The following is a 17,965-nucleotide window of genomic DNA, read 5'->3' on the forward strand; positions in this document are numbered from 1 at the left end:
GCTCCGAAACTGACGACCGGTCAGTTCATATGGGCAGCACATCCAGTGGCACGTTCAGTTTGGCTGCCAGCGCCTGGGCTTCCAGATGCCCGGCAGGCGCCAGCAGGCGCAATATCGCGCCCGATTGCGACGCCATTTTCTGCGCTTCGTTCACCAGACGCTCCGCCACGCCACGGCGCCGGGTGATTTTTCGTACGCAAATTTGCGAAAGGTGCCAGACGTCCGGTTGACGTTGCAGACGCCCTGCGCCCAGCAGTCGATCGTTGAAGCGCCCGGCGATCAGCGAACCGTCGCCCAGGCAGCCTTCGATCAACTGTACATCGCCGGCAAATGGCGCAAACAGCCAGTCCGGTGCGTCGCGGTAAATTTTCTGCAGGTCTTGCTGATCCTGGTAAGTGGCTTCGGTCAGCGGCTCGACAATGATCGGCATGGCGGTTCCTGTCAGGTTGTATAGATATCGACCCATAGGCGCTGATGAAGACGGCGATCTTTTGATCTTTCTTCGGTTACAAAAAAATCAAAAGATCGCCGTCTTCGGCAGTTCCTGCGCTTGAAAGTCTGTTCTTTCAGTCATACGAGAACAGATGACACAGAAAAGGTGATGTCAGTTTGGTTTTTCTGTCACGAGCAAATGGTAACCTCTGCCGGTTCGTCCGTCCTTCTGCGACGTAACGTCGCGCCCTCATGGAGCTTCACCCAAGAAAAAGGTCATGCCTGCGTGCATATAAGGCTGAGGGTGAGGAGTGGCTGGCGAACCATACTAATAATTGGGGGATACACAATGAGCACGAGCATCACGGCGGACGGCTTCAAAGCCGACCAGCCCGCGTTCCTGTCCAAGGAGCGCATCATCGCCAAGCCCGGTTTCAACCGTTGGCTGGTCCCACCGGCCGCTCTGGCCATCCACCTTTGCATCGGCATGGCCTACGGCTTCTCGGTGTTCTGGTTACCGCTGTCCAAGGCCCTGGGTGTCACCGCTCCAGTGGCTTGCGCGCCGGACATGAGCTTCATTTCGCAAGTCTTCTCGTCTCAATGCGACTGGCCGATTTCGATGCTCGGCTGGATCTACACCCTGTTCTTCATCTTCCTTGGCTGCTCGGCAGCGATCTGGGGTGGCTGGCTGGAACACGCCGGGCCGCGCAAGGCCGGTGTTGTGTCGGCGCTGTGCTGGTGCGGTGGTCTGTTGATTTCAGCGCTGGGGATTTATACCCACCAGATCTGGCTGATGTGGATCGGCTCCGGGGTCATTGGCGGTATCGGCCTGGGCCTGGGTTATATCTCGCCAGTCTCGACCCTGATCAAGTGGTTCCCGGACAAGCGCGGCATGGCGACGGGCATGGCGATCATGGGCTTCGGTGGCGGCGCGATGGTTGGCGCTCCACTGGCTGCGGCGCTGATGAGTCACTTCGCTTCGCCAAGCGGCGTAGGCGTATGGCAGAGCTTTCTGGTGATGGCGGCGATCTACTTCGTGTTCATGATCGGCGGCGCACTGTCCTACCGCGTTCCGCCAACCGGCTGGAAGCCTGAAGGCTGGACCGCTCCAGCGAAAAAAGCGTCGAACGCGATGATCACTCACCGCCATGTTCACGTGAACGTCGCGTGGAAAACCCCGCAATTCCGTCTGGTGTGGCTGGTGCTGTGCCTGAACGTATCCGCCGGTATCGGCATCCTCGGCATGGCTTCGCCACTGTTGCAGGAAGTGTTTGGCGGCAAATTGATCGGTGTCGACCTGCCATTCGGTAAGCTGGACGCCGGGCAACTGGCCTCCATCGCAGCCATCGCAGCCGGTTTCACCGGTTTGCTGAGCCTGTTCAACATCGGCGGCCGGTTCTTCTGGGCTTCGTTCTCCGACTATCTGGGTCGTAAAAACACCTATTTCGTGTTCTTCGCCCTGGGCTTTGCCCTGTACGCACTGATCCCGAACCTCGGTCATTTGGGCAACGTGGCACTGTTCGTGGCGGCGTTCTGCATCATCCTGTCGATGTACGGCGGTGGTTTTGCGACGGTTCCGGCTTACCTGGCGGACCTGTTCGGTACGCAAATGGTCGGCGCGATCCACGGTCGTCTGCTGACGGCATGGGCCGCGGCGGGCGTGTTGGGTCCGGTGTTGGTGAACTACCTGCGTGAGTATCAGCTGAGCATCGGCGTTGAACGTGCCGCGGCTTACGACATCACCCTGTACATCCTCGCGGGCCTGCTGGTGCTGGGTTTCATCTGCAACCTGCTGGTGCGTCCGGTAGCCGACAAGTACTTCATGACCGATGCTGAACTGGCCGCCGAACAGGCGCTGGGCCACGACAAGGGTGCTGACAGCAGCACCGTGCTGGAGTGGAAAGCGGCGCCGGGCAGCAAGCCGTTGGCGATTGCTGCATGGCTGGTGGTGGGGATTCCGTTGGCGTGGGGTGTTTGGGTGACCCTGCAGAAAACCGCGGTCCTGTTCCACTAAGTACCCCGTAACTGATCGTTTCCACGCTCTGCGTGGGAATGCCTCCCGTGATGCTCTGCGTCACTTTCGAAGTGGACGCGGAGCGTCCGGGGCTGCACTCCCACGCAGAGCGTGGGAGCGATCAGTGGTCTTGGGATGCTTGTACTGACATGTACATCGCCGGCAGCGCCGAATTCACTCCGTCAGTCATATCACCTCTCGTGTTTCTGTTTCGCGCCCGCGCCCCTATAATGGCTGCCTTTTTCGCCCAATGATTTTGCGGAGCTGGTGATGGCCGAACGTAAGGCGTCTGTCGAGCGCGACACTCTGGAAACCCAGATCAAAGCCTCGATCAACCTGGATGGCACCGGAAAGGCCCGATTTGATATCGGTGTTCCTTTTCTTGAGCACATGCTGGACCAGATCGCCCGTCACGGGCTGATCGACCTGGATATTGTCAGCAAGGGCGACCTGCATATCGACGACCACCACACGGTGGAAGACGTTGGTATCACGTTGGGTCAGGCCTTTGCCAAAGCCATCGGCGACAAGAAAGGCATCCGTCGCTACGGCCACGCCTATGTGCCGCTCGATGAAGCGCTGTCGCGCGTGGTGATCGACTTCTCCGGCCGTCCTGGCCTGCAGATGCACGTTCCCTATACCCGCGCCACCGTTGGCGGCTTCGACGTTGACCTGTTCCAGGAATTCTTCCAGGGCTTCGTCAACCACGCCCTCGTCAGCCTGCACATCGACAACCTGCGTGGCACCAACACCCACCACCAGATCGAAACCGTGTTCAAGGCTTTCGGCCGCGCCCTGCGCATGGCCGTCGAGCTGGATGACCGCATGGCCGGGCAAATGCCGTCGACCAAGGGCGTTCTGTAATGCAGACGGTCGCGGTTATCGATTACGGCATGGGCAACCTGCACTCGGTGGCCAAGGCCCTCGAGCACGTCGGTGCCGGCAAGGTCTTGATCACCAGCGATGCCGCTGTGATTCGCGAAGCCGACCGGGTGGTTTTCCCCGGTGTCGGCGCGATTCGCGACTGCATGGCTGAAATCCGTCGCCTGGGCTTCGACTCGCTGGTGCGTGAAGTCAGCCAGGACCGTCCGTTCCTCGGCATCTGCGTCGGCATGCAAGCCTTGCTCGACAGCAGTGAAGAGAACGACGGCGTCGACTGCATCGGCCTGTTCCCGGGCGCGGTGAAGTTCTTCGGCAAAGACCTGCATGAAGACGGCGAACACCTGAAAGTCCCGCACATGGGCTGGAACGAAGTGAAACAGACGGTGGATCACCCGCTGTGGCACAACATTCCGGACCTGGCGCGTTTCTACTTCGTGCACAGCTACTACATCGCCGCCGGTAATCCGCGGCAAGTGGTGGGTGGCGGTCATTACGGTGTCGATTTCGCCGCAGCGCTGGCCGATGGCTCGCGTTTCGCCGTGCAGTTCCACCCGGAGAAAAGCCATACCCATGGCCTGCAACTGCTGCAGAACTTCGCCGCGTGGGATGGTCGCTGGTAAATGGCCGTCAAGAAAAAACCGCCGATCCTGACCCTCACTCCCGAACAGGAGAACGAGGCCAATCACAAGATCAAGCGGTTCATGGAAGATCGCTTCGAACTGGACCTGGGTTCGTTCGAAGCGGCTGAAATCCTTGAGCTGTTTACCCGCGAAATTGCGCCGCACTATTACAACAGGGCGATTTTCGATGTGCAGACGCACCTTAAAGAAAGGTTCGAAAGCATCGAAAGCGACCTGTGGGCGCTCGAGAAAGAATAGAAGCAGCGGCGAGCTTAAAGCTGCAAGCTGCAAGAATTAGATACGCGTGCGCGCTTGCAGCTTATGGCTTGCAGCTTGCAGCTCTTTTGACGAAGGAAAAAGCATGCTGATTATTCCCGCTATCGATCTCAAGGACGGTGCCTGTGTTCGTCTGCGCCAGGGCCGCATGGAAGATTCCACGGTGTTCTCCGATGACCCGGTGAGCATGGCTGCCAAGTGGGTGGAGGGCGGTTGCCGTCGTCTGCATCTGGTCGATTTGAACGGCGCCTTCGAAGGCCAGCCAGTCAACGGCGAAGTGGTCACCGCCATCGCCAAACGCTACCCGAACCTGCCGATCCAGATCGGCGGCGGTATCCGTTCCCTGGAAACCATCGAGCACTACGTCAAAGCCGGCGTGAGCTACGTGATCATCGGCACCAAAGCCGTGAAAGATCCGGCTTTCGTTGCTGAAGCTTGCCGCGCGTTTCCGGGCAAAGTGATCGTTGGTCTGGATGCCAAAGACGGTTTTGTTGCCACTGATGGCTGGGCCGAGATCAGCACTATTCAGGTGATCGACCTGGCCAAGCAGTTCGAAGCCGACGGCGTGTCGGCGATCGTTTATACCGACATCGCCAAAGACGGCATGATGCAGGGCTGCAACGTTCCGTTCACCGCCGCGCTGGCCGCTGCCACGCGCATCCCGGTGATCGCCTCCGGCGGTATTCACAACCTGGGTGACATCAAATCGCTGCTCGACGCCAAGGCACCGGGCATCATCGGCGCGATCACCGGCCGGGCGATCTACGAAGGCACCCTCGACGTCGCTGAAGCGCAAGCTTTCTGCGATTCGTACAAAGGCTGAGGACTGACCATGGCGCTGGCCAAACGCATCATCCCTTGCCTGGACGTGGATAACGGCCGGGTCGTCAAAGGTGTGAAGTTCGAGAACATCCGTGATGCCGGCGACCCGGTAGAAATCGCCCGTCGCTACGACGAGCAGGGTGCCGACGAGATTACCTTCCTCGACATCACCGCCAGCGTCGATGGTCGCGACACCACGCTGCATACCGTCGAGCGCATGGCCAGCCAGGTGTTCATCCCGCTGACCGTCGGCGGTGGCGTGCGCACCGTGCAGGACATTCGCAACTTGCTGAATGCCGGCGCGGACAAGGTTTCGATCAACACCGCCGCCGTGTTCAATCCGGAATTCGTCGGCGAAGCGGCGCAGCATTTTGGTTCGCAATGCATCGTCGTCGCCATCGATGCGAAGAAGGTCTCTGGCCCGGGAGAAACCCCGCGCTGGGAAATCTTCACCCACGGCGGCCGCAAGCCGACCGGTCTCGACGCCGTTGAATGGGCGAAGAAAATGGAAGGCCTGGGTGCCGGTGAAATCCTGCTGACCAGCATGGACCAGGACGGCATGAAAAACGGCTTCGACCTGGGCGTCACCCGGGCGATCAGCGATGCGCTGGGTATTCCGGTGATCGCTTCCGGCGGCGTCGGCAATCTGCAGCATCTGGCCGACGGCATTATCGAAGGCCACGCCAGCGCGGTATTGGCGGCGAGTATTTTCCACTTTGGCGAATACACCGTGCAGGAAGCCAAGGCCTACATGGCCCATCGCGGCATCGTGATGCGCTAAAACCGATACAGGCCAGTGGACAGCATGGCGGGCTCAGGGCACTCTTGGGCACGCCATGGATTCCGGTAGCCCGACATGCTTAAACGTCTTCTTCTTGTCCTCGCCAGCGCTTCTCTGTTGCTCATCAACGCAGCCCGCGCCGAAGAAAGCCCAGCCACCGACCTGGTGCTGCTGACGGAAAACTTCCCGCCCTACAACATGGCGAAGAACGGCAAAAACTTCGCTCAGGACGAGAACATCAATGGCATCGCCGTGGACATCGTCCGCGAGATGTTCAAACGAGCCAACATCACCTACAGCCTGACGCTACGTTTCCCTTGGGAGCGAATCTACAAGATCGCCCTGGAAAAACCCGGTTACGGCGTGTTTGTGATGGCGCGGCTGCCGGATCGCGAAAAGCTCTTCAAGTGGGTCGGCCCTATCGGCCCGGATGACTGGATCATGTTGGCTAAGGCTGACAGCAAAATCACCCTCGAGTCGCTCGAGCAGGCGCGCAAGTACAAGATCGGCGCCTACAAGGGTGATGCGATTGCCGAGACCCTGGCCAAGCAAGGGTTGAAGCCGATTGTGGTGCTGCGGGATCAGGACAATGCCAAGAAGCTGGTCAGTGGACAGATTGATTTGTGGGCAACCGGTGACCCGGCGGGCCGTTATTTGGCGCGCCAGGACGGTGTGACCGGACTGAAGACTGTGCTGCGGTTCAACAGCGCCGAGTTGTATCTGGCGTTGAACAAAGACGTGCCGGATGAGGTGGTGGCCAAGCTTCAGGCTGCGCTGGATCAGTTGCGCAAGGAAGGTGTGGTGGACGAGATCATGGCGAAGTATCTCTGACTATTCGCTGATCGTTCCCACGCTCCCGCGTGGTAACGCCTCCCGTGACGCTCTGCGTCACAGTGGACGCGGAGCGTCCATGGCTGCATTCCCACGCGGAGCGTGGGAACGATCTCCGGTGGTGGCCAAGCTTCAGGCTGCGCTGGATCAGTTGCGCAAGGAAGGCGTGGTGGACGAGATCATGGCGAAGTATCTCTGACTATTCGCTGATCGTTCGCACGCTCCCGCGTGGTAATGCCTCCCGTGACGCTCCGCGTCACAGTGGACGCGGAGCGTCCATGGCTGCATTCCCACGCGGAGCGTGGGAATGATCTCAACTCCTGCGCCGAACGCATGTCCCTGTAGGGGCTGCCGAAGGCTGCGATCTTTTAGCGGTACACGCCATCTTTCCCGTGGGCCGCAGTGGCGCGATTGCCGCGCACGCTGATCATTAACTTGATATCAATCCAATCAATCCCCTGACTCTTGAGCTTGGGTAACTCGCGCTCCAGCACCGCCAGTGTCTGCGGATACGGATGCCCGATCATCACCGCCGAACCCTGCTTGTGCGCCAGACTGATCGCTGTTTGTAGCTGCGTGAAAATCGCCGCTTCAGTGCGCTCGTCATCGAGAAACACATCCCGCGAGACACTCGCCAGCCCAATCTTCTGTGCTTCAGCCGCGCCAACGGTTTGCGCGCTGGTGCGGCTGTCGACGAAGAACTTGTGCCGGCGCTGCAAATCCGCCATCAGCCAGGCCATGGCCGGTTGCTGCGCGGTCATGCGGCTGCCCATGTGGTTGTTGATGCCGGCGGTGTACGGCACAGCCTTGAACGCCGCGTCGAGGCGTTTTTCCAGCTCTTCGATGGGCAAGTCGGGGTGCCAGGCGAACGGGCCGGTGGCCGGGTCCATGGGCATGTGCAGGATGACGATCTTGCCGGCGCGATGGGCTTCGCGGGCGAATTCAGCGGCGTGGGGTGTGTCGGGCATGATAGCCGTGGTCACCGGGCCGGGTAGGGCGAGCACGCGACGATCCCGGGGCAGGTTCTGCCCCAGGTCATCGATGATCAGTGTCAGGTAGGCCTTGTGTGGCGTGGTCTTGGCGGGTTCCGCGTGAGCAGCACCCGCCAGACAGCACAACAGGCCGAGGATGAACCACAGGCGCATCTCAGCGGCCGGAGGTGATGCTCAGCCCTTTGAGCAGGCTCAGGGCCTGGGCCAGTTGGTAATCGTCATCCTGCGGCATCGCCTTGGCTTTGCTGCTGGAGGTCGGCTTGTCGGCGCCGCCGTTGCCATTGCCCAGGTGACCTTGCAGATCGGCTTCCTTGAAGTACTCGCCGTCCTGCTCGTTGGTGATCTTGGCCTTGCGCACTTCGATGTCCGGGACGATGCCCTGTGCCTGGATCGAGCGACCGTTCGGCGTGTAATACAGTGCCGTGGTGATCTTCAGGGCGCGATCGTTATTCAGCGGCAGCACGGTTTGTACCGAGCCTTTGCCGAAACTCGTGGTGCCCATGACCACTGCGCGTTTCTGATCCTGCAAGGCGCCGGCGACGATTTCCGAAGCCGAGGCGCTGCCGCCGTTGATCAGTGCGACCATCGGCACGGCTTCGCTTTCATCCTTGCCGGTCGCGGAGAAGCGCAGCTCGGAGTTGGCGATGCGGCCCTTGGTGTAGACGATCAAGCCTTTGGTGATGAAGTGGTCGACCACTTCAACCGCCGCTTGCAGCACGCCGCCCGGGTTGTTACGCAGGTCGAGGATGATGCCGTTGAGCTTCTTGCCGTTGTCCTTGCGCAGCTTGGCCAAGGCCTTGGAGACCTCTTCGCCGGTCTTGACCTGGAACTGGGTGATGCGGATGTAGCCGTAGCCGGATTCCAGCAACTGCGCCTTGACGCTCTTCACCTGGATGGTGGCGCGGGTCAGCACCACGTCGAACGGTGTGCCGCCATCGCGGACCAGGGTCAGGGTGATCTTCTGGCCGATCTTGCCGCGCATCTTGTCTACGGCTTCGGTCATGCTCTGGCCGCGAGTCGGTGCGCCGTTGATCTTGACGATGAAGTCGCCGGCCTGGATGCCCGCCTTGGAGGCCGGGGTGTCATCGATTGGCGAAACCACTTTGATGAAACCGTCTTCGGCGCCGACTTCGATGCCCAGGCCGCCGAATTCGCCGCTGGTGCTTTCCTGCAGCTCAGCGAAGTCTTCCGGGCCCAGGTAGGCGGAGTGCGGGTCGAGGTTGCTGAGCATGCCCTTGATGGCATTTTCCAGCAGGGTCTTGTCATCTACCGGTTCGACATAGGCCGCCTTGATCCGGTCCATGACCTCGGCAAAGGTGCGCAACTCGTCAAGAGGCAATGGCGCCTTGGTGGTCGCAGCCGTGCCCGCAGGTGCAGGAGCTGGCGCAGCTGCCGGGGCAGGCTGAGCGGCAAACGCCAGAGGCGCGCCGATCACCAGGGCGATCGTCAGGGCCAGCGAGGTAAGGCGGGACAAATGCAGCATGTCGAACGAACTCCTAATGTAGGTGACTCAACGCCTATCCTTGCGCGCGGCACCATTGCGCCGGATCACTCGGGTGACCCTGCTGACGAATTGCGAAATACAGCGCTGGTGTGTCCTGGCCGCCACTGTTACCGACAGTGGAGATGGACTCACCGGCTTTAACCACGTCACCCGCAGACTTGAGCAGCGTCTGGTTGTGACCGTAAAGACTCAAGAAACCGTTGCCGTGGTCCAGAATCACCAGCAGCCCCGCGCCGCGCAACCAATCGGCGAACACCACGCGACCACCGTGCACGGCATGCACCTGGCTGCCGGCGGAGGCGCTGATCATCACCCCATCCCACTTGGTCCGGGCGTCGTCGCCGCGGCTTTCGCCGAAGCGCGCCAACAGTCGACCATCAACCGGCCATGGAAGTTTGCCGCGGGTTGAAGCAAATGCGCCGCCGAAGGTCTCGCCTGAACTTGAAACCAGCGCGCCGGGTGTCGATTTAGGCGGTTTGCGTGGGGCATCAGTAGTGGCATCGGCCTGTTCCTGAGCCTCACGTAAACGCTTTTTTTCGGCTTCCTGCTGGGCGATCAGCGCTTTTTGCCGCGCCTCTTCTGCCTCACGGGCCTGACGGGCCAGGGTTTCTTCAATAGTTTTAAGGACTTTAGACAGATCTGCCTGATCCTGCTCGCGGGTGGCCAGCTTCTGATCGCGAGCCTTTACGTCGTCATTGAGCTTGGCCAGGACTTTTTGGCGTTCCTGGCGGACTTTGTCGAGTTCGTCGCGCTGGCTGTCGAGGCTGCTTTTCTGGACCAGCAACTGCGCCTGTTGCATGGAAATGTCTTTTTCGACATTGGCCAGTTGGCGCAGGGTCTCGTTGAAATTCTTCAACTGCTCCAGGCGGGCCTGGCTCAGGTAGTCGTAATAGGTCAGGGTGCGGGCGAATTTTTCCGGGTTTTGCTGGTTGAGCAGCAGTTTCAGGTACTCCTGACGGCCGTTCTGATAGGCCGCGCGGGCCTGGATGGCGATCAGTCGTTGCTGTTCAATGCGCGCGCTCTGGAGTTTTTTTTTCTCACCATCGAGTCGCTGCAGCTCGGATTCGCTTTTCTTCAGCTCTTTTTGCAGAGCATCGACCTGCTTCTCAAGCTTGCCCATCTCGGTCTCGGTGCCCTTGAGGTCTTTCTGCACACCGGATTTTTCTTCCTGCAGTTTGCCCAGCAGTTTTTTCAGCTCGGCAATGTCCTGACGCGTGGCGTCCAACTGTTGTTGGGTTTGCGCGCGCTCGTCAGCGAAGGCCGGTTGGAGCAGGCAAGTCAGGGCAAGGGCTATCAGGACGCGAAGCATAGAGGCGGGCGACACCAGGGAAAGGGACGGCCTAGTATGCCCGCCAAGCGCCGCAAAAAAAACGCCTCAAAGGCAACTGCTTTGAGGCGTTCGTCATAAAAAGCCGTTTCGGGCTGTTTATGGGGGGCTTTTGCTATCAGACCAGTATCGAAGTGCCAGTCATTTCGGCTGGCTTCTCAAGGTCCATCAACATCAGCATGGTCGGCGCCACGTCCGCCAGCACGCCGCCATCGCGCACCTTGAAGTCACGCTTGCCGACATAAATGAACGGCACCGGCTCGGTGGTGTGAGCGGTATGGGCCTGGTGGGTTTCTTCGTCGGACATTTTTTCGCAGTTGCCGTGGTCGGCGGTAATCAGCGCTTCGCCGCCGACTTTATCCAGCGCGTGGACGATGCGTCCGACGCACAGGTCCAGGCATTCCACGGCTTTCACTGCGGCTTCAAGGTTGCCGCTGTGGCCGACCATGTCGCCGTTGGCGTAGTTGACCACGATCACATCAAAGCGTTGGTTGTCGATGGCATCGACGATGCGGTCGGTGACTTCCGGCGCGCTCATCTCCGGCTGCAAGTCATAGGTGGCGACTTTTGGCGAAGGGATCAGGATGCGTTCTTCGCCCGGGAACGGTTCTTCGCGACCGCCGGAGAAGAAGAAGGTCACGTGCGCATACTTTTCGGTTTCGGCGATGCGCAGCTGGGTCTTGCCGTTTTTCGCCAGGTAGTCGCCCAGCACGTTTTCCAGGCTGCCGGCGGCGAAAGCCGACGGCGCAGGAATGCTGGCGGCGTATTGGGTCAGCATGACGAAGCCGGCCAGTTTCGGCTGGCGGGCGCGTTCGAAGTCCTTGAAACCGTCTTCGACGAATACGCGGGTCAGCTCACGGGCGCGGTCGGCGCGGAAGTTCATGAACACCACGGCGTCGCCGTCTTCGACTTTCACCGGCTCACCGATGGAAGTTGCCTTGACGAATTCGTCGCTCTCGCCACGCTCGTAAGCGGCTTGCAGGCCTTCCTGGGCGGTGGCGGCGTTGAATTCGCTCGTGCCGTCGACAATCAGGTTGTAGGCCTGGGCCACGCGGTCCCAACGGTTATCGCGGTCCATGGCGAAGTAGCGGCCGACAATGCTGGCGATCCGGCCTTTGCCGAGGGCCTGGAAGGTCGCGTCGAGCAGTTCGATGGAGGACTGGGCGCTCTTCGGTGGCGTGTCGCGACCGTCGAGGAAGGCGTGCAGGTAGATTTTTTCGGCGCCGCGCTTGAAGGCCAGTTCGGCCATGGCGACCAGGTGATCCTGGTGGCTGTGAACGCCGCCATCGGACAACAAACCCATGAAATGCACGGCTTTACCGGCAGCGACGGCTTTATCCACGGCGGCGCAGATGGTCGGGTTCTCGAAGAACTCGCCGTCGCGGATCGATTTGGTTACGCGGGTGAAGTCCTGATACACCACGCGGCCGGCACCAAGGTTCATGTGGCCGACTTCGGAGTTGCCCATCTGGCCGTCGGGCAAGCCGACGTCCATGCCGCTGCCCGAGATCAGGCCGTTCGGTACGGTGGCGGTCAGACGGTCCAGAACCGGCTTCTTGGCCGAGTACACGGCGTTGGCTTCGTGGCTCTCACTGTGACCGAAGCCATCGAGAATAATCAGGACCAAAGGTTTAGGCGTGGTAGTCATGGATTCCACTCGTGGCTGAGTTAAAAAGAGGGCAATGGAAAAGGGAGTGGCAGTTTAAAGCGAAGTTCCGACCGCGTCACCGCCGGACGGGGTTTGGCCCGCCATAGGGGCTGTGTATACTGGCCCACTTTTCACGCCCTGGAACCACCTTAAATGCTTGATCACCTGATTGCATTTGCCACCACCCACTATTTGCTGGCCGGCATTTTCGTTGTTCTGCTGGCTCTGCTGATCGCCCATGAGATGAAAGGTGGCGGTCGTAGCCTGAGCACCGGTGAACTGACCGGGCTGGTCAACAAGGACGCAGGCGTGGTGATCGACATCCGTTCGGCCAAGGATTTCGCCGCCGGTCACATCGTTGGCGCGTTGAACATTCCTCACGACAAACTGACTGCTCGCGTCGGCGAACTGGAAAAGCACAAGGCCAAGACCATCATTCTGGTTGATGCCCAAGGCCAGACTGCCGGCACTCACGCTCGCGAACTCTTGAAAGCCGGCTTCACCGCCGCCAAGCTCTCCGGTGGGATTTCCAGCTGGAAGGGCGACAACCTGCCGCTGGTGAAGTGATATGAGCAACGTCGTCGTCTATTCCAGCGATTACTGCCCTTACTGCTCGCGAGCCAAGTACCTGCTCGAGAACAAAGGCGTGGCCTTCGAAGAGATCAAGGTCGATGGCAAGCCGCAGTTGCGCGCCGCGATGGCTCAGAAGGCCGGACGTACGTCAGTGCCGCAGATCTGGATCGGCGATCGCCACATCGGCGGTTGTGATGATTTGTTTGCCCTTGAGCGCGCGGGTAAGCTCGACGCCATGCTCAAGGCCTAATGCCTTCCCTACAAGACCCAAGATCAGAAAGGATCTGAGATGACTGACCAACAGAACACTGCAGCTAGCGAAGAAGAAACCGCACCGCAATTCTCCTTGCAGCGCATCTACGTACGTGACTTGTCCTTCGAAGCCCCGAAAAGCCCGGCGATCTTTCGCCAGCAGTGGGAACCGAGCGTTGGTCTGGATCTGAACACCCGTCAAAAGGCCCTGGAAGGTGACTTCCACGAAGTCGTGCTGACCTTGTCCGTTACCGTGAAAAACGGTGAAAACGGTGAAGTGGCGTTCATCGCTGAAGTGCAACAGGCCGGGATCTTCCTGATCAAGAACCTGGACGACGCTTCGATGAGCCACACCCTCGGCGCGTTCTGCCCGAACATCCTGTTCCCGTACGCTCGCGAAACCCTGGACAGCCTGGTAACCCGCGGTTCGTTCCCGGCCCTGATGCTGGCTCCAGTGAACTTCGACGCGCTGTACGCACAAGAACTGCAACGCATGCAGGCGGATGGCGAGACTCCAACCGTTCAGTAAGCGTTCGATGCAGCAACGAAAAAAGCGCCGTAACAGGCGCTTTTTTCATGGGCGGGATGAAACGGCTGCGGGCGGGCGTGATCGTTCCCACGCTCCGCGTGGGAATGCCTCTAGGGACGCTCCGCGTCCGCTTTGGGACGCAGAGCGTCCCGGGCTGCATGCCCACGCGGAGCGTGGGAACGATCAGGCGACCAGGCGCGGGGTTACTTGAAGCCGAGCTGACGCCAGCCTTCGTACACGGCGACGGCCACGGTGTTCGACAGGTTCAGGCTGCGGCAGCCTTCGCGCATCGGCAGGCGCAGGCGTTGTTCGCCGGGCAGGGCGTCGAGTACTTCTGCCGGTAGGCCACGACTTTCCGGGCCGAACAGGAAGGCGTCGCCCTCGGCGAAGCTGGCATCATGAAACGGTCGCGAGCCCTTGGTGGTAAACGCGAACAGCCGTGGATGACCGAGGCTTTCCAGGCAACTGGCGAGGTCGGCGTGGCGTTGCAGGGTGGCGTACTCGTGGTAATCGAGGCCGGCCCGGCGCAGGCGCTTGTCGTCCATCTCGAAGCCCAGCGGTTCGATCAAATGCAGGTGGCAGCCACTGTTGGCGCACAGCCTGATAACGTTGCCGGTATTCGGCGGAATTTCTGGTTGGAAAAGGATGACGTGAAACATGCACGGCTCCGAAGGTAAAGATGAGCGGCATTCTACGCCGCCCGTGGACAACCGTTCGAAACTATTCCCGCGGGTGATCGGTTCGCTGGCGATTGTCGGGATGATGGTCGGGCTGATGATCGGCCGCCTGACCACCCCCGACCCCAGCGAATTGCAGCAGGTCGAGGTCACAGCCGATGGTTTAGTGGTGTGGTTCAACAACGAGCCCAAGACCCACGGCGAGATCGTGGACGGCAGCGTCGCGTTGTTGTTCGGTGCCGAAGGCAAGGCGCAGAAAGGCCAGCTCAAGCTCAACGGCAAAGACGTGAACTGGCGCGTGCGGTTGAGTGATGGGGGATTGTTGCTGACGGTGGTGGCGGCCCGGCCGCTGCTGGGCGAGTGGGTCGGTAGCGAGGTCGATGACCGCTGGCGGCTGGAGATCCATCTCCGAGAGCAATAAAAGAGGGAATCCCCGGCCTGCCTGTACCAAGGTTCCCAAAACGGCAGGGACTTTGCGCTTTGCGGCGTCAGTCCCGGTGTAAAGAAGGAATCCCCGGCCTGCCTGTACCAAGGTTCCCAAAACGGCAGGGACTTTGCGCTTTGCGGCGTCAGTCCCGGTGTAAAGAAGGAATCCCCGGCCTGCCTGTACCAAGGTTCCCAAAACGGCAGGGACTTACGCTTTGCGGCGTCAGTCCCGGTGTAAAGAAGGAACCCCTGACCTGCCTGTATCAAGGGCCCCAAAACGGGTTGGGCTCGTCGCGTTTGCGGTGTGAGCCCGATGTAAAGAGGGGAATCCCCGGCCTGCCTGTACCAAGGTCCCCGAAACCGGGTAGTGAACTGAATCACTGAATGGACTATTGCAGGGGGCGTGCCAGGTTTTAATAAAATGAAACACAAAGTCATGTCGAAGCGCTGAAAGCCCCGTAATTCGGGGCTTTCGTGTTTTTTCGATCGGGGTTCGATTGCGAACTCGGGCGGGATTCTGGATTGGGTGCCGTGCGCGATTGCGGTTCACGGTGCATTGCGGCGGTGCACGAAGCTTTAAAAGTGCGAGCTTGCTCGCGAAAGCGGTAGAACAGTCGATATTGATCGTTCCCACGCTCTGCGTGGGAATGCAGCCCGGGACGCTCCGCGTCCCATCCAGAGCCGAACGCGGAGCGTCCGTTGAGGCATTCCCACGCGGAGCGTGGGAACGATCAGCCGTAACTAGCCCTCTTCCCCCTCATCATCATCTCCACCATCGACCTTCATCCCCAACTCCTTGATCTTGCGCGTCAGGGTATTACGCCCCCAACCCAGCAAAACCGCAGCATCGCGGCGGCGGCCGGCGGTGTGTTTGAGGGCGGTTTCGATCATGATCCGCTCGAACGCCGGCACGGCGCTGTCGAGCAGGCTCGATTGACCGCGTGCCAGAGCCTGGTCGGCCCACTGGCGCAGCGCTTGTTCCCAGTTGGTCACCGGCGCCGAATCCTGCGGCAGGTTCAGCAGTTCTGGCGGCAGGTCGCTGATGTGCACTTCGCGACCCGAAGCCATCACCGTGATCCAGCGGCAGGTGTTCTCCAACTGACGCACGTTGCCGCCCCACGGCAGGTTCTTCAGGTATTCCTCGGTCTCGCTTTTCAGCAGCTTCGGTTCCACCGCCAGTTCTTGCGCAGCGCGGCTGAGGAAGTGCTTGGCCAGGGTCGGGATGTCTTCGCGACGGTCCGACAGCCGTGGGATATGAATGCGGATCACGTTGAGACGGTGGAACAAGTCCTCGCGGAATTTCCCGGCGTGGACCAGTGTTTCCAGGTTCTGGTGAGTCGCGGCGATGATGCGCACATCGACCTTCACCGGCGTATGACCGCCGACGCGGTAGAACTCGCCGTCGGCCAACACCCGCAGCAAACGGGTCTGGGTGTCCGCCGGCATGTCGCCGATCTCATCGAGGAACAATGTGCCGCCGTCAGCCTGCTCGAAACGCCCGCGACGCAGGTTGGCCGCGCCGGTGAACGCACCTTTCTCATGGCCGAACAGTTCGGATTCCATCAGGTCTTTTGGGATCGCCGCCATGTTCAGCGCAATGAACGGCGACGCCGCCCGTGGGCTGTGACGGTGGAGGGCGTGGGCCACCAGTTCTTTACCGGTGCCGGATTCGCCGTTGATCAGCACGGTGATGTTGGAGTGGCTCAAGCGCCCGATGGCGCGAAACACTTCCTGCATCGCCGGCGCTTCACCGATGATTTCCGGGGTGCGGGTCAAAGCGACCGGGACTTCCAGGCCTTGCTGTTCCTGAGCGTGCTGGTTGGCGCGCTTGACCAGGGACACCGCTTCGTCGACATCGAATGGCTTGGGTAGGTATTCGAACGCGCCGCCCTGATAAGAGGCGACCGCGCTGTCCAGGTCGGAGTGGGCGGTCATGATGATGACCGGCAGCCGTGGGTGTTGTTCGCGAATCCGCGCCAATAGGTCCAGACCGCTGGCACCCGGCATGCGAATGTCGGAGATGATCACATCCGGCTGCTGGCGCGCCAGACGGCTCATCACGCCATCGGCGCTGTCGAAGCTTTGCGTGGTCATGCCTTCTTGTTGCAAGGCTTTTTCCAGGACCCAACGGATAGAACGGTCGTCATCGACGATCCACACGGTTTCACTACGGCTCATGTCGATGTGGCTCCTTGTTCCAGTGGCAGAAAGATCGAGAAAGTGGTGTGGCCTGGGTGGCTGTCACACTCGATCAGGCCCTGGTGCTGGCTGATGATGTTCTGGGTAATGGCCAGGCCCAGCCCGGTACCGTCCGGGCGGCCGCTGACCATGGGAAAGAAGATGGTTTCCTGCAAATCCGCAGGAATGCCCGGGCCGTTGTCGATGATCTCGATCTTGGTCACCAAGCGATGGCGCACGTGGCCGATAGTGAACTGGCGCATGGTGCGGGTGCGCAGACTGATGCGGCCCAGGCGCAGCTCGTTCTGGCTGCTGATGGCTTGCATAGCGTTGCGCACGATGTTCAGCACCGCTTGAATCATTTGTTCGCGATCGATCAATACGTCGGGGATGCTTGGGTCGTAGTCGCGCACCAACGTGATGCAGCCCTGGCTTTCGGCCTCCACCAACTGACTGACCCGCTCCAGCACTTCGTGCACGTTGCACATGGCCAGCGACGGCAATTTGTTCGAGCCGAGCATCCGGTCGACCAGGTTTCGCAGGCGGTCGGCTTCTTCGATGATGACGTTGGTGTAGTCGCGCAGGCTTTCCTCCGGCAGCTCGCGAGCGAGCAATTGCGCCGCGCCGCGAATCCCGCCCAGCGGATTCTTGATTTCGTGAGCCAGGCCACGCACCAGCATCTTGCTGGTTTCCTGCTTGGACAGTTGCGCCTCTTCCTTGGTGATCCGCAGCAAGCGGTCACGGGGATGGACTTCCAGCAGCAGCATGGTGTCGCCATTGCTCAGGATCGGCGTAACCGCGTAGTCGACGGTCAGGGTCTGGCCGGTGAGGGCGGTGAGCATCGCTTCGCGCTTGGTGAACGGGTGCGCCTGCTCGACCGCCTGGCGCAAGGAATTCAGCGCCTCGGTGGATTCGGTGAACAACTCACTGATGAACTGCCCATGGCTGCGCTGGCCGCTGATGGCCAGGAGCATCTCCGCCGCCGGGTTCATGTACTCAAGGCGCAGTTCGGCGTCGAGCAGGATGGTGGCAGTGGTCAGGTTGTCGAGTAATAGTCGATGCAGTGCGTCGCTAATGGTCATCCGGACCTCTTTTGGAGCAGGGTGCGCGCAACAAATGAGCGCTGATGCGGGGAAAATGCAAAAAACAAACCAAAGCTCCGAAAAGAAGCGTTTAAGGCCTGAAACGGGCGTTTAGCGCT

The 17,965-nt window shown here is 60.3% G+C and carries 19 protein-coding genes; 11 read left to right on the top strand and 8 right to left on the bottom strand.

Annotated elements, in window-relative coordinates; translation table 11 throughout:
• Positions 1–25 precede the first annotated feature (25 nt).
• Complete coding sequence (locus ACA071_RS01710) at positions 26–430, bottom strand: acetyl-CoA sensor PanZ family protein (protein ID WP_497642874.1); 405 nt, start codon at positions 428–430, stop codon at positions 26–28.
• Positions 431–781: 351 nt separating this feature from the next.
• On the opposite strand from ACA071_RS01710, the gene ACA071_RS01715 reads away from it, so the two are divergent.
• From ACA071_RS01715 to ACA071_RS01745, 7 genes are all read left to right on the top strand, one after another.
• The gene (locus ACA071_RS01715; RefSeq protein WP_497642875.1) at positions 782–2,446 is read left to right on the top strand and encodes an OFA family MFS transporter; all 1,665 of its coding nucleotides are present in this window, start codon (positions 782–784) and stop codon (positions 2,444–2,446) included.
• A gap of 270 nt (positions 2,447–2,716) precedes the next feature.
• Entirely contained in the window at positions 2,717–3,310 is a 594-nt protein-coding gene (gene hisB, locus ACA071_RS01720) for an imidazoleglycerol-phosphate dehydratase HisB (RefSeq protein WP_003218037.1), read from the top strand.
• Positions 3,310–3,948: an imidazole glycerol phosphate synthase subunit HisH gene (gene hisH, locus ACA071_RS01725; protein WP_169372051.1), complete on the top strand. Its 639-nt coding sequence runs from the start codon at positions 3,310–3,312 to the stop codon at positions 3,946–3,948. The genes hisB and hisH overlap by 1 nt, the downstream gene beginning before the upstream one ends.
• Positions 3,949–4,206 carry a DUF2164 domain-containing protein gene (locus ACA071_RS01730; RefSeq protein ID WP_090176775.1) on the top strand — a complete coding sequence of 86 codons (258 nt, stop codon included), beginning with the start codon at positions 3,949–3,951 and terminating at the stop codon, positions 4,204–4,206. It abuts the gene before it with no gap.
• 103 nt (positions 4,207–4,309) lie between these two features.
• The gene (hisA, locus tag ACA071_RS01735) at positions 4,310–5,047 is read left to right on the top strand and encodes a 1-(5-phosphoribosyl)-5-[(5-phosphoribosylamino)methylideneamino]imidazole-4-carboxamide isomerase (protein ID WP_010464588.1); all 738 of its coding nucleotides are present in this window, start codon (positions 4,310–4,312) and stop codon (positions 5,045–5,047) included.
• A gap of 9 nt (positions 5,048–5,056) precedes the next feature.
• Positions 5,057–5,827 (top strand): imidazole glycerol phosphate synthase subunit HisF, encoded by a 771-nt coding sequence (gene hisF / locus ACA071_RS01740; RefSeq protein ID WP_007972752.1) that lies wholly within the window; start codon positions 5,057–5,059, stop codon positions 5,825–5,827.
• A 75-nt stretch (positions 5,828–5,902) separates the two neighbouring features.
• On the top strand, positions 5,903–6,658 hold the full coding sequence (locus tag ACA071_RS01745; RefSeq protein WP_497642876.1) for a substrate-binding periplasmic protein: 756 nt from the start codon (positions 5,903–5,905) through the stop codon (positions 6,656–6,658).
• 368 nt (positions 6,659–7,026) lie between these two features.
• On the opposite strand, the gene ACA071_RS01750 is transcribed toward ACA071_RS01745, so the two are convergent.
• From ACA071_RS01750 to gpmI, 4 genes are all read right to left on the bottom strand, one after another.
• Complete coding sequence (locus ACA071_RS01750; protein WP_497642877.1) at positions 7,027–7,803, bottom strand: divergent polysaccharide deacetylase family protein; 777 nt, start codon at positions 7,801–7,803, stop codon at positions 7,027–7,029.
• Between the two features lies 1 nt (position 7,804).
• Positions 7,805–9,133: a S41 family peptidase gene (locus ACA071_RS01755; RefSeq protein WP_497642878.1), complete on the bottom strand. Its 1,329-nt coding sequence runs from the start codon at positions 9,131–9,133 to the stop codon at positions 7,805–7,807.
• A 34-nt stretch (positions 9,134–9,167) separates the two neighbouring features.
• A complete protein-coding gene (locus ACA071_RS01760; protein ID WP_497642879.1) occupies positions 9,168–10,463 on the bottom strand; it encodes a murein hydrolase activator EnvC family protein in 1,296 nt (431 codons plus the stop codon).
• Between the two features lie 136 nt (positions 10,464–10,599).
• Positions 10,600–12,129, bottom strand: a complete 1,530-nt coding sequence (gpmI, locus tag ACA071_RS01765; protein ID WP_497642880.1) for a 2,3-bisphosphoglycerate-independent phosphoglycerate mutase — start codon at positions 12,127–12,129, stop codon at positions 10,600–10,602.
• Positions 12,130–12,282: 153 nt separating this feature from the next.
• Here gpmI and ACA071_RS01770 point away from each other — a divergent pair, with 153 nt between their 5' ends.
• From ACA071_RS01770 to secB, 3 genes are read left to right on the top strand one after another with little or no spacing between them, the layout of a single operon-like run.
• Positions 12,283–12,696 (top strand): rhodanese-like domain-containing protein, encoded by a 414-nt coding sequence (locus tag ACA071_RS01770; RefSeq protein WP_497642881.1) that lies wholly within the window; start codon positions 12,283–12,285, stop codon positions 12,694–12,696.
• Position 12,697: 1 nt separating this feature from the next.
• Positions 12,698–12,952 (top strand): glutaredoxin 3, encoded by a 255-nt coding sequence (gene grxC, locus ACA071_RS01775; RefSeq protein ID WP_497642882.1) that lies wholly within the window; start codon positions 12,698–12,700, stop codon positions 12,950–12,952.
• A 39-nt stretch (positions 12,953–12,991) separates the two neighbouring features.
• Positions 12,992–13,483 carry a protein-export chaperone SecB gene (secB, locus tag ACA071_RS01780; RefSeq protein WP_497642883.1) on the top strand — a complete coding sequence of 164 codons (492 nt, stop codon included), beginning with the start codon at positions 12,992–12,994 and terminating at the stop codon, positions 13,481–13,483.
• A gap of 203 nt (positions 13,484–13,686) precedes the next feature.
• Here the strand turns inward: secB and ACA071_RS01785 are convergent, their stop codons facing one another.
• Positions 13,687–14,142, bottom strand: coding sequence for a tRNA (cytidine(34)-2'-O)-methyltransferase (locus ACA071_RS01785; protein WP_007949025.1), 456 nt, complete (start codon positions 14,140–14,142; stop codon positions 13,687–13,689).
• Between ACA071_RS01785 and ACA071_RS01790 the strand changes: the two genes are divergently transcribed.
• Positions 14,141–14,581, top strand: a complete 441-nt coding sequence (locus ACA071_RS01790; protein ID WP_497642884.1) for a hypothetical protein — start codon at positions 14,141–14,143, stop codon at positions 14,579–14,581. The genes ACA071_RS01785 and ACA071_RS01790 overlap by 2 nt on opposite strands.
• Before the next feature lie 746 nt (positions 14,582–15,327).
• Here ACA071_RS01790 and ntrC read toward each other — a convergent pair.
• Positions 15,328–16,764 carry a nitrogen regulation protein NR(I) gene (gene ntrC / locus ACA071_RS01795; RefSeq protein ID WP_054055303.1) on the bottom strand — a complete coding sequence of 479 codons (1,437 nt, stop codon included), beginning with the start codon at positions 16,762–16,764 and terminating at the stop codon, positions 15,328–15,330.
• Positions 16,761–17,846, bottom strand: a complete 1,086-nt coding sequence (gene glnL / locus ACA071_RS01800) for a nitrogen regulation protein NR(II) (protein ID WP_497642885.1) — start codon at positions 17,844–17,846, stop codon at positions 16,761–16,763. The genes ntrC and glnL overlap by 4 nt, the downstream gene beginning before the upstream one ends.
• Positions 17,847–17,965 lie beyond the last annotated feature (119 nt).

The sequence above is a fragment of the Pseudomonas sp. LBUM1646 genome (assembly GCF_059716165.1).

Excerpts from the sequence above, each read along its gene's own strand:
- gpmI (WP_497642880.1), bottom strand. The coding sequence starts at position 12,129 with ATGACTACCACGCCTAAACCTTTGGTCCTGATTATTCTCGATGGCTTC.
- ACA071_RS01770 (WP_497642881.1), top strand. The coding sequence starts at position 12,283 with ATGCTTGATCACCTGATTGCATTTGCCACCACCCACTATTTGCTGGCC.
- ACA071_RS01790 (WP_497642884.1), top strand. The coding sequence starts at position 14,141 with ATGCACGGCTCCGAAGGTAAAGATGAGCGGCATTCTACGCCGCCCGTG.
- glnL (WP_497642885.1), bottom strand. The coding sequence starts at position 17,846 with ATGACCATTAGCGACGCACTGCATCGACTATTACTCGACAACCTGACC.
- ntrC (WP_054055303.1), bottom strand. The coding sequence starts at position 16,764 with ATGAGCCGTAGTGAAACCGTGTGGATCGTCGATGACGACCGTTCTATC.
- ACA071_RS01785 (WP_007949025.1), bottom strand. The coding sequence starts at position 14,142 with ATGTTTCACGTCATCCTTTTCCAACCAGAAATTCCGCCGAATACCGGC.
- hisF (WP_007972752.1), top strand. The coding sequence starts at position 5,057 with ATGGCGCTGGCCAAACGCATCATCCCTTGCCTGGACGTGGATAACGGC.
- hisA (WP_010464588.1), top strand. The coding sequence starts at position 4,310 with ATGCTGATTATTCCCGCTATCGATCTCAAGGACGGTGCCTGTGTTCGT.
- ACA071_RS01745 (WP_497642876.1), top strand. The coding sequence starts at position 5,903 with ATGCTTAAACGTCTTCTTCTTGTCCTCGCCAGCGCTTCTCTGTTGCTC.
- ACA071_RS01755 (WP_497642878.1), bottom strand. The coding sequence starts at position 9,133 with ATGCTGCATTTGTCCCGCCTTACCTCGCTGGCCCTGACGATCGCCCTG.
- ACA071_RS01750 (WP_497642877.1), bottom strand. The coding sequence starts at position 7,803 with ATGCGCCTGTGGTTCATCCTCGGCCTGTTGTGCTGTCTGGCGGGTGCT.
- ACA071_RS01710 (WP_497642874.1), bottom strand. The coding sequence starts at position 430 with ATGCCGATCATTGTCGAGCCGCTGACCGAAGCCACTTACCAGGATCAG.
- hisH (WP_169372051.1), top strand. The coding sequence starts at position 3,310 with ATGCAGACGGTCGCGGTTATCGATTACGGCATGGGCAACCTGCACTCG.
- hisB (WP_003218037.1), top strand. The coding sequence starts at position 2,717 with ATGGCCGAACGTAAGGCGTCTGTCGAGCGCGACACTCTGGAAACCCAG.
- ACA071_RS01760 (WP_497642879.1), bottom strand. The coding sequence starts at position 10,463 with ATGCTTCGCGTCCTGATAGCCCTTGCCCTGACTTGCCTGCTCCAACCG.
- secB (WP_497642883.1), top strand. The coding sequence starts at position 12,992 with ATGACTGACCAACAGAACACTGCAGCTAGCGAAGAAGAAACCGCACCG.
- ACA071_RS01715 (WP_497642875.1), top strand. The coding sequence starts at position 782 with ATGAGCACGAGCATCACGGCGGACGGCTTCAAAGCCGACCAGCCCGCG.
- grxC (WP_497642882.1), top strand. The coding sequence starts at position 12,698 with ATGAGCAACGTCGTCGTCTATTCCAGCGATTACTGCCCTTACTGCTCG.
- ACA071_RS01730 (WP_090176775.1), top strand. The coding sequence starts at position 3,949 with ATGGCCGTCAAGAAAAAACCGCCGATCCTGACCCTCACTCCCGAACAG.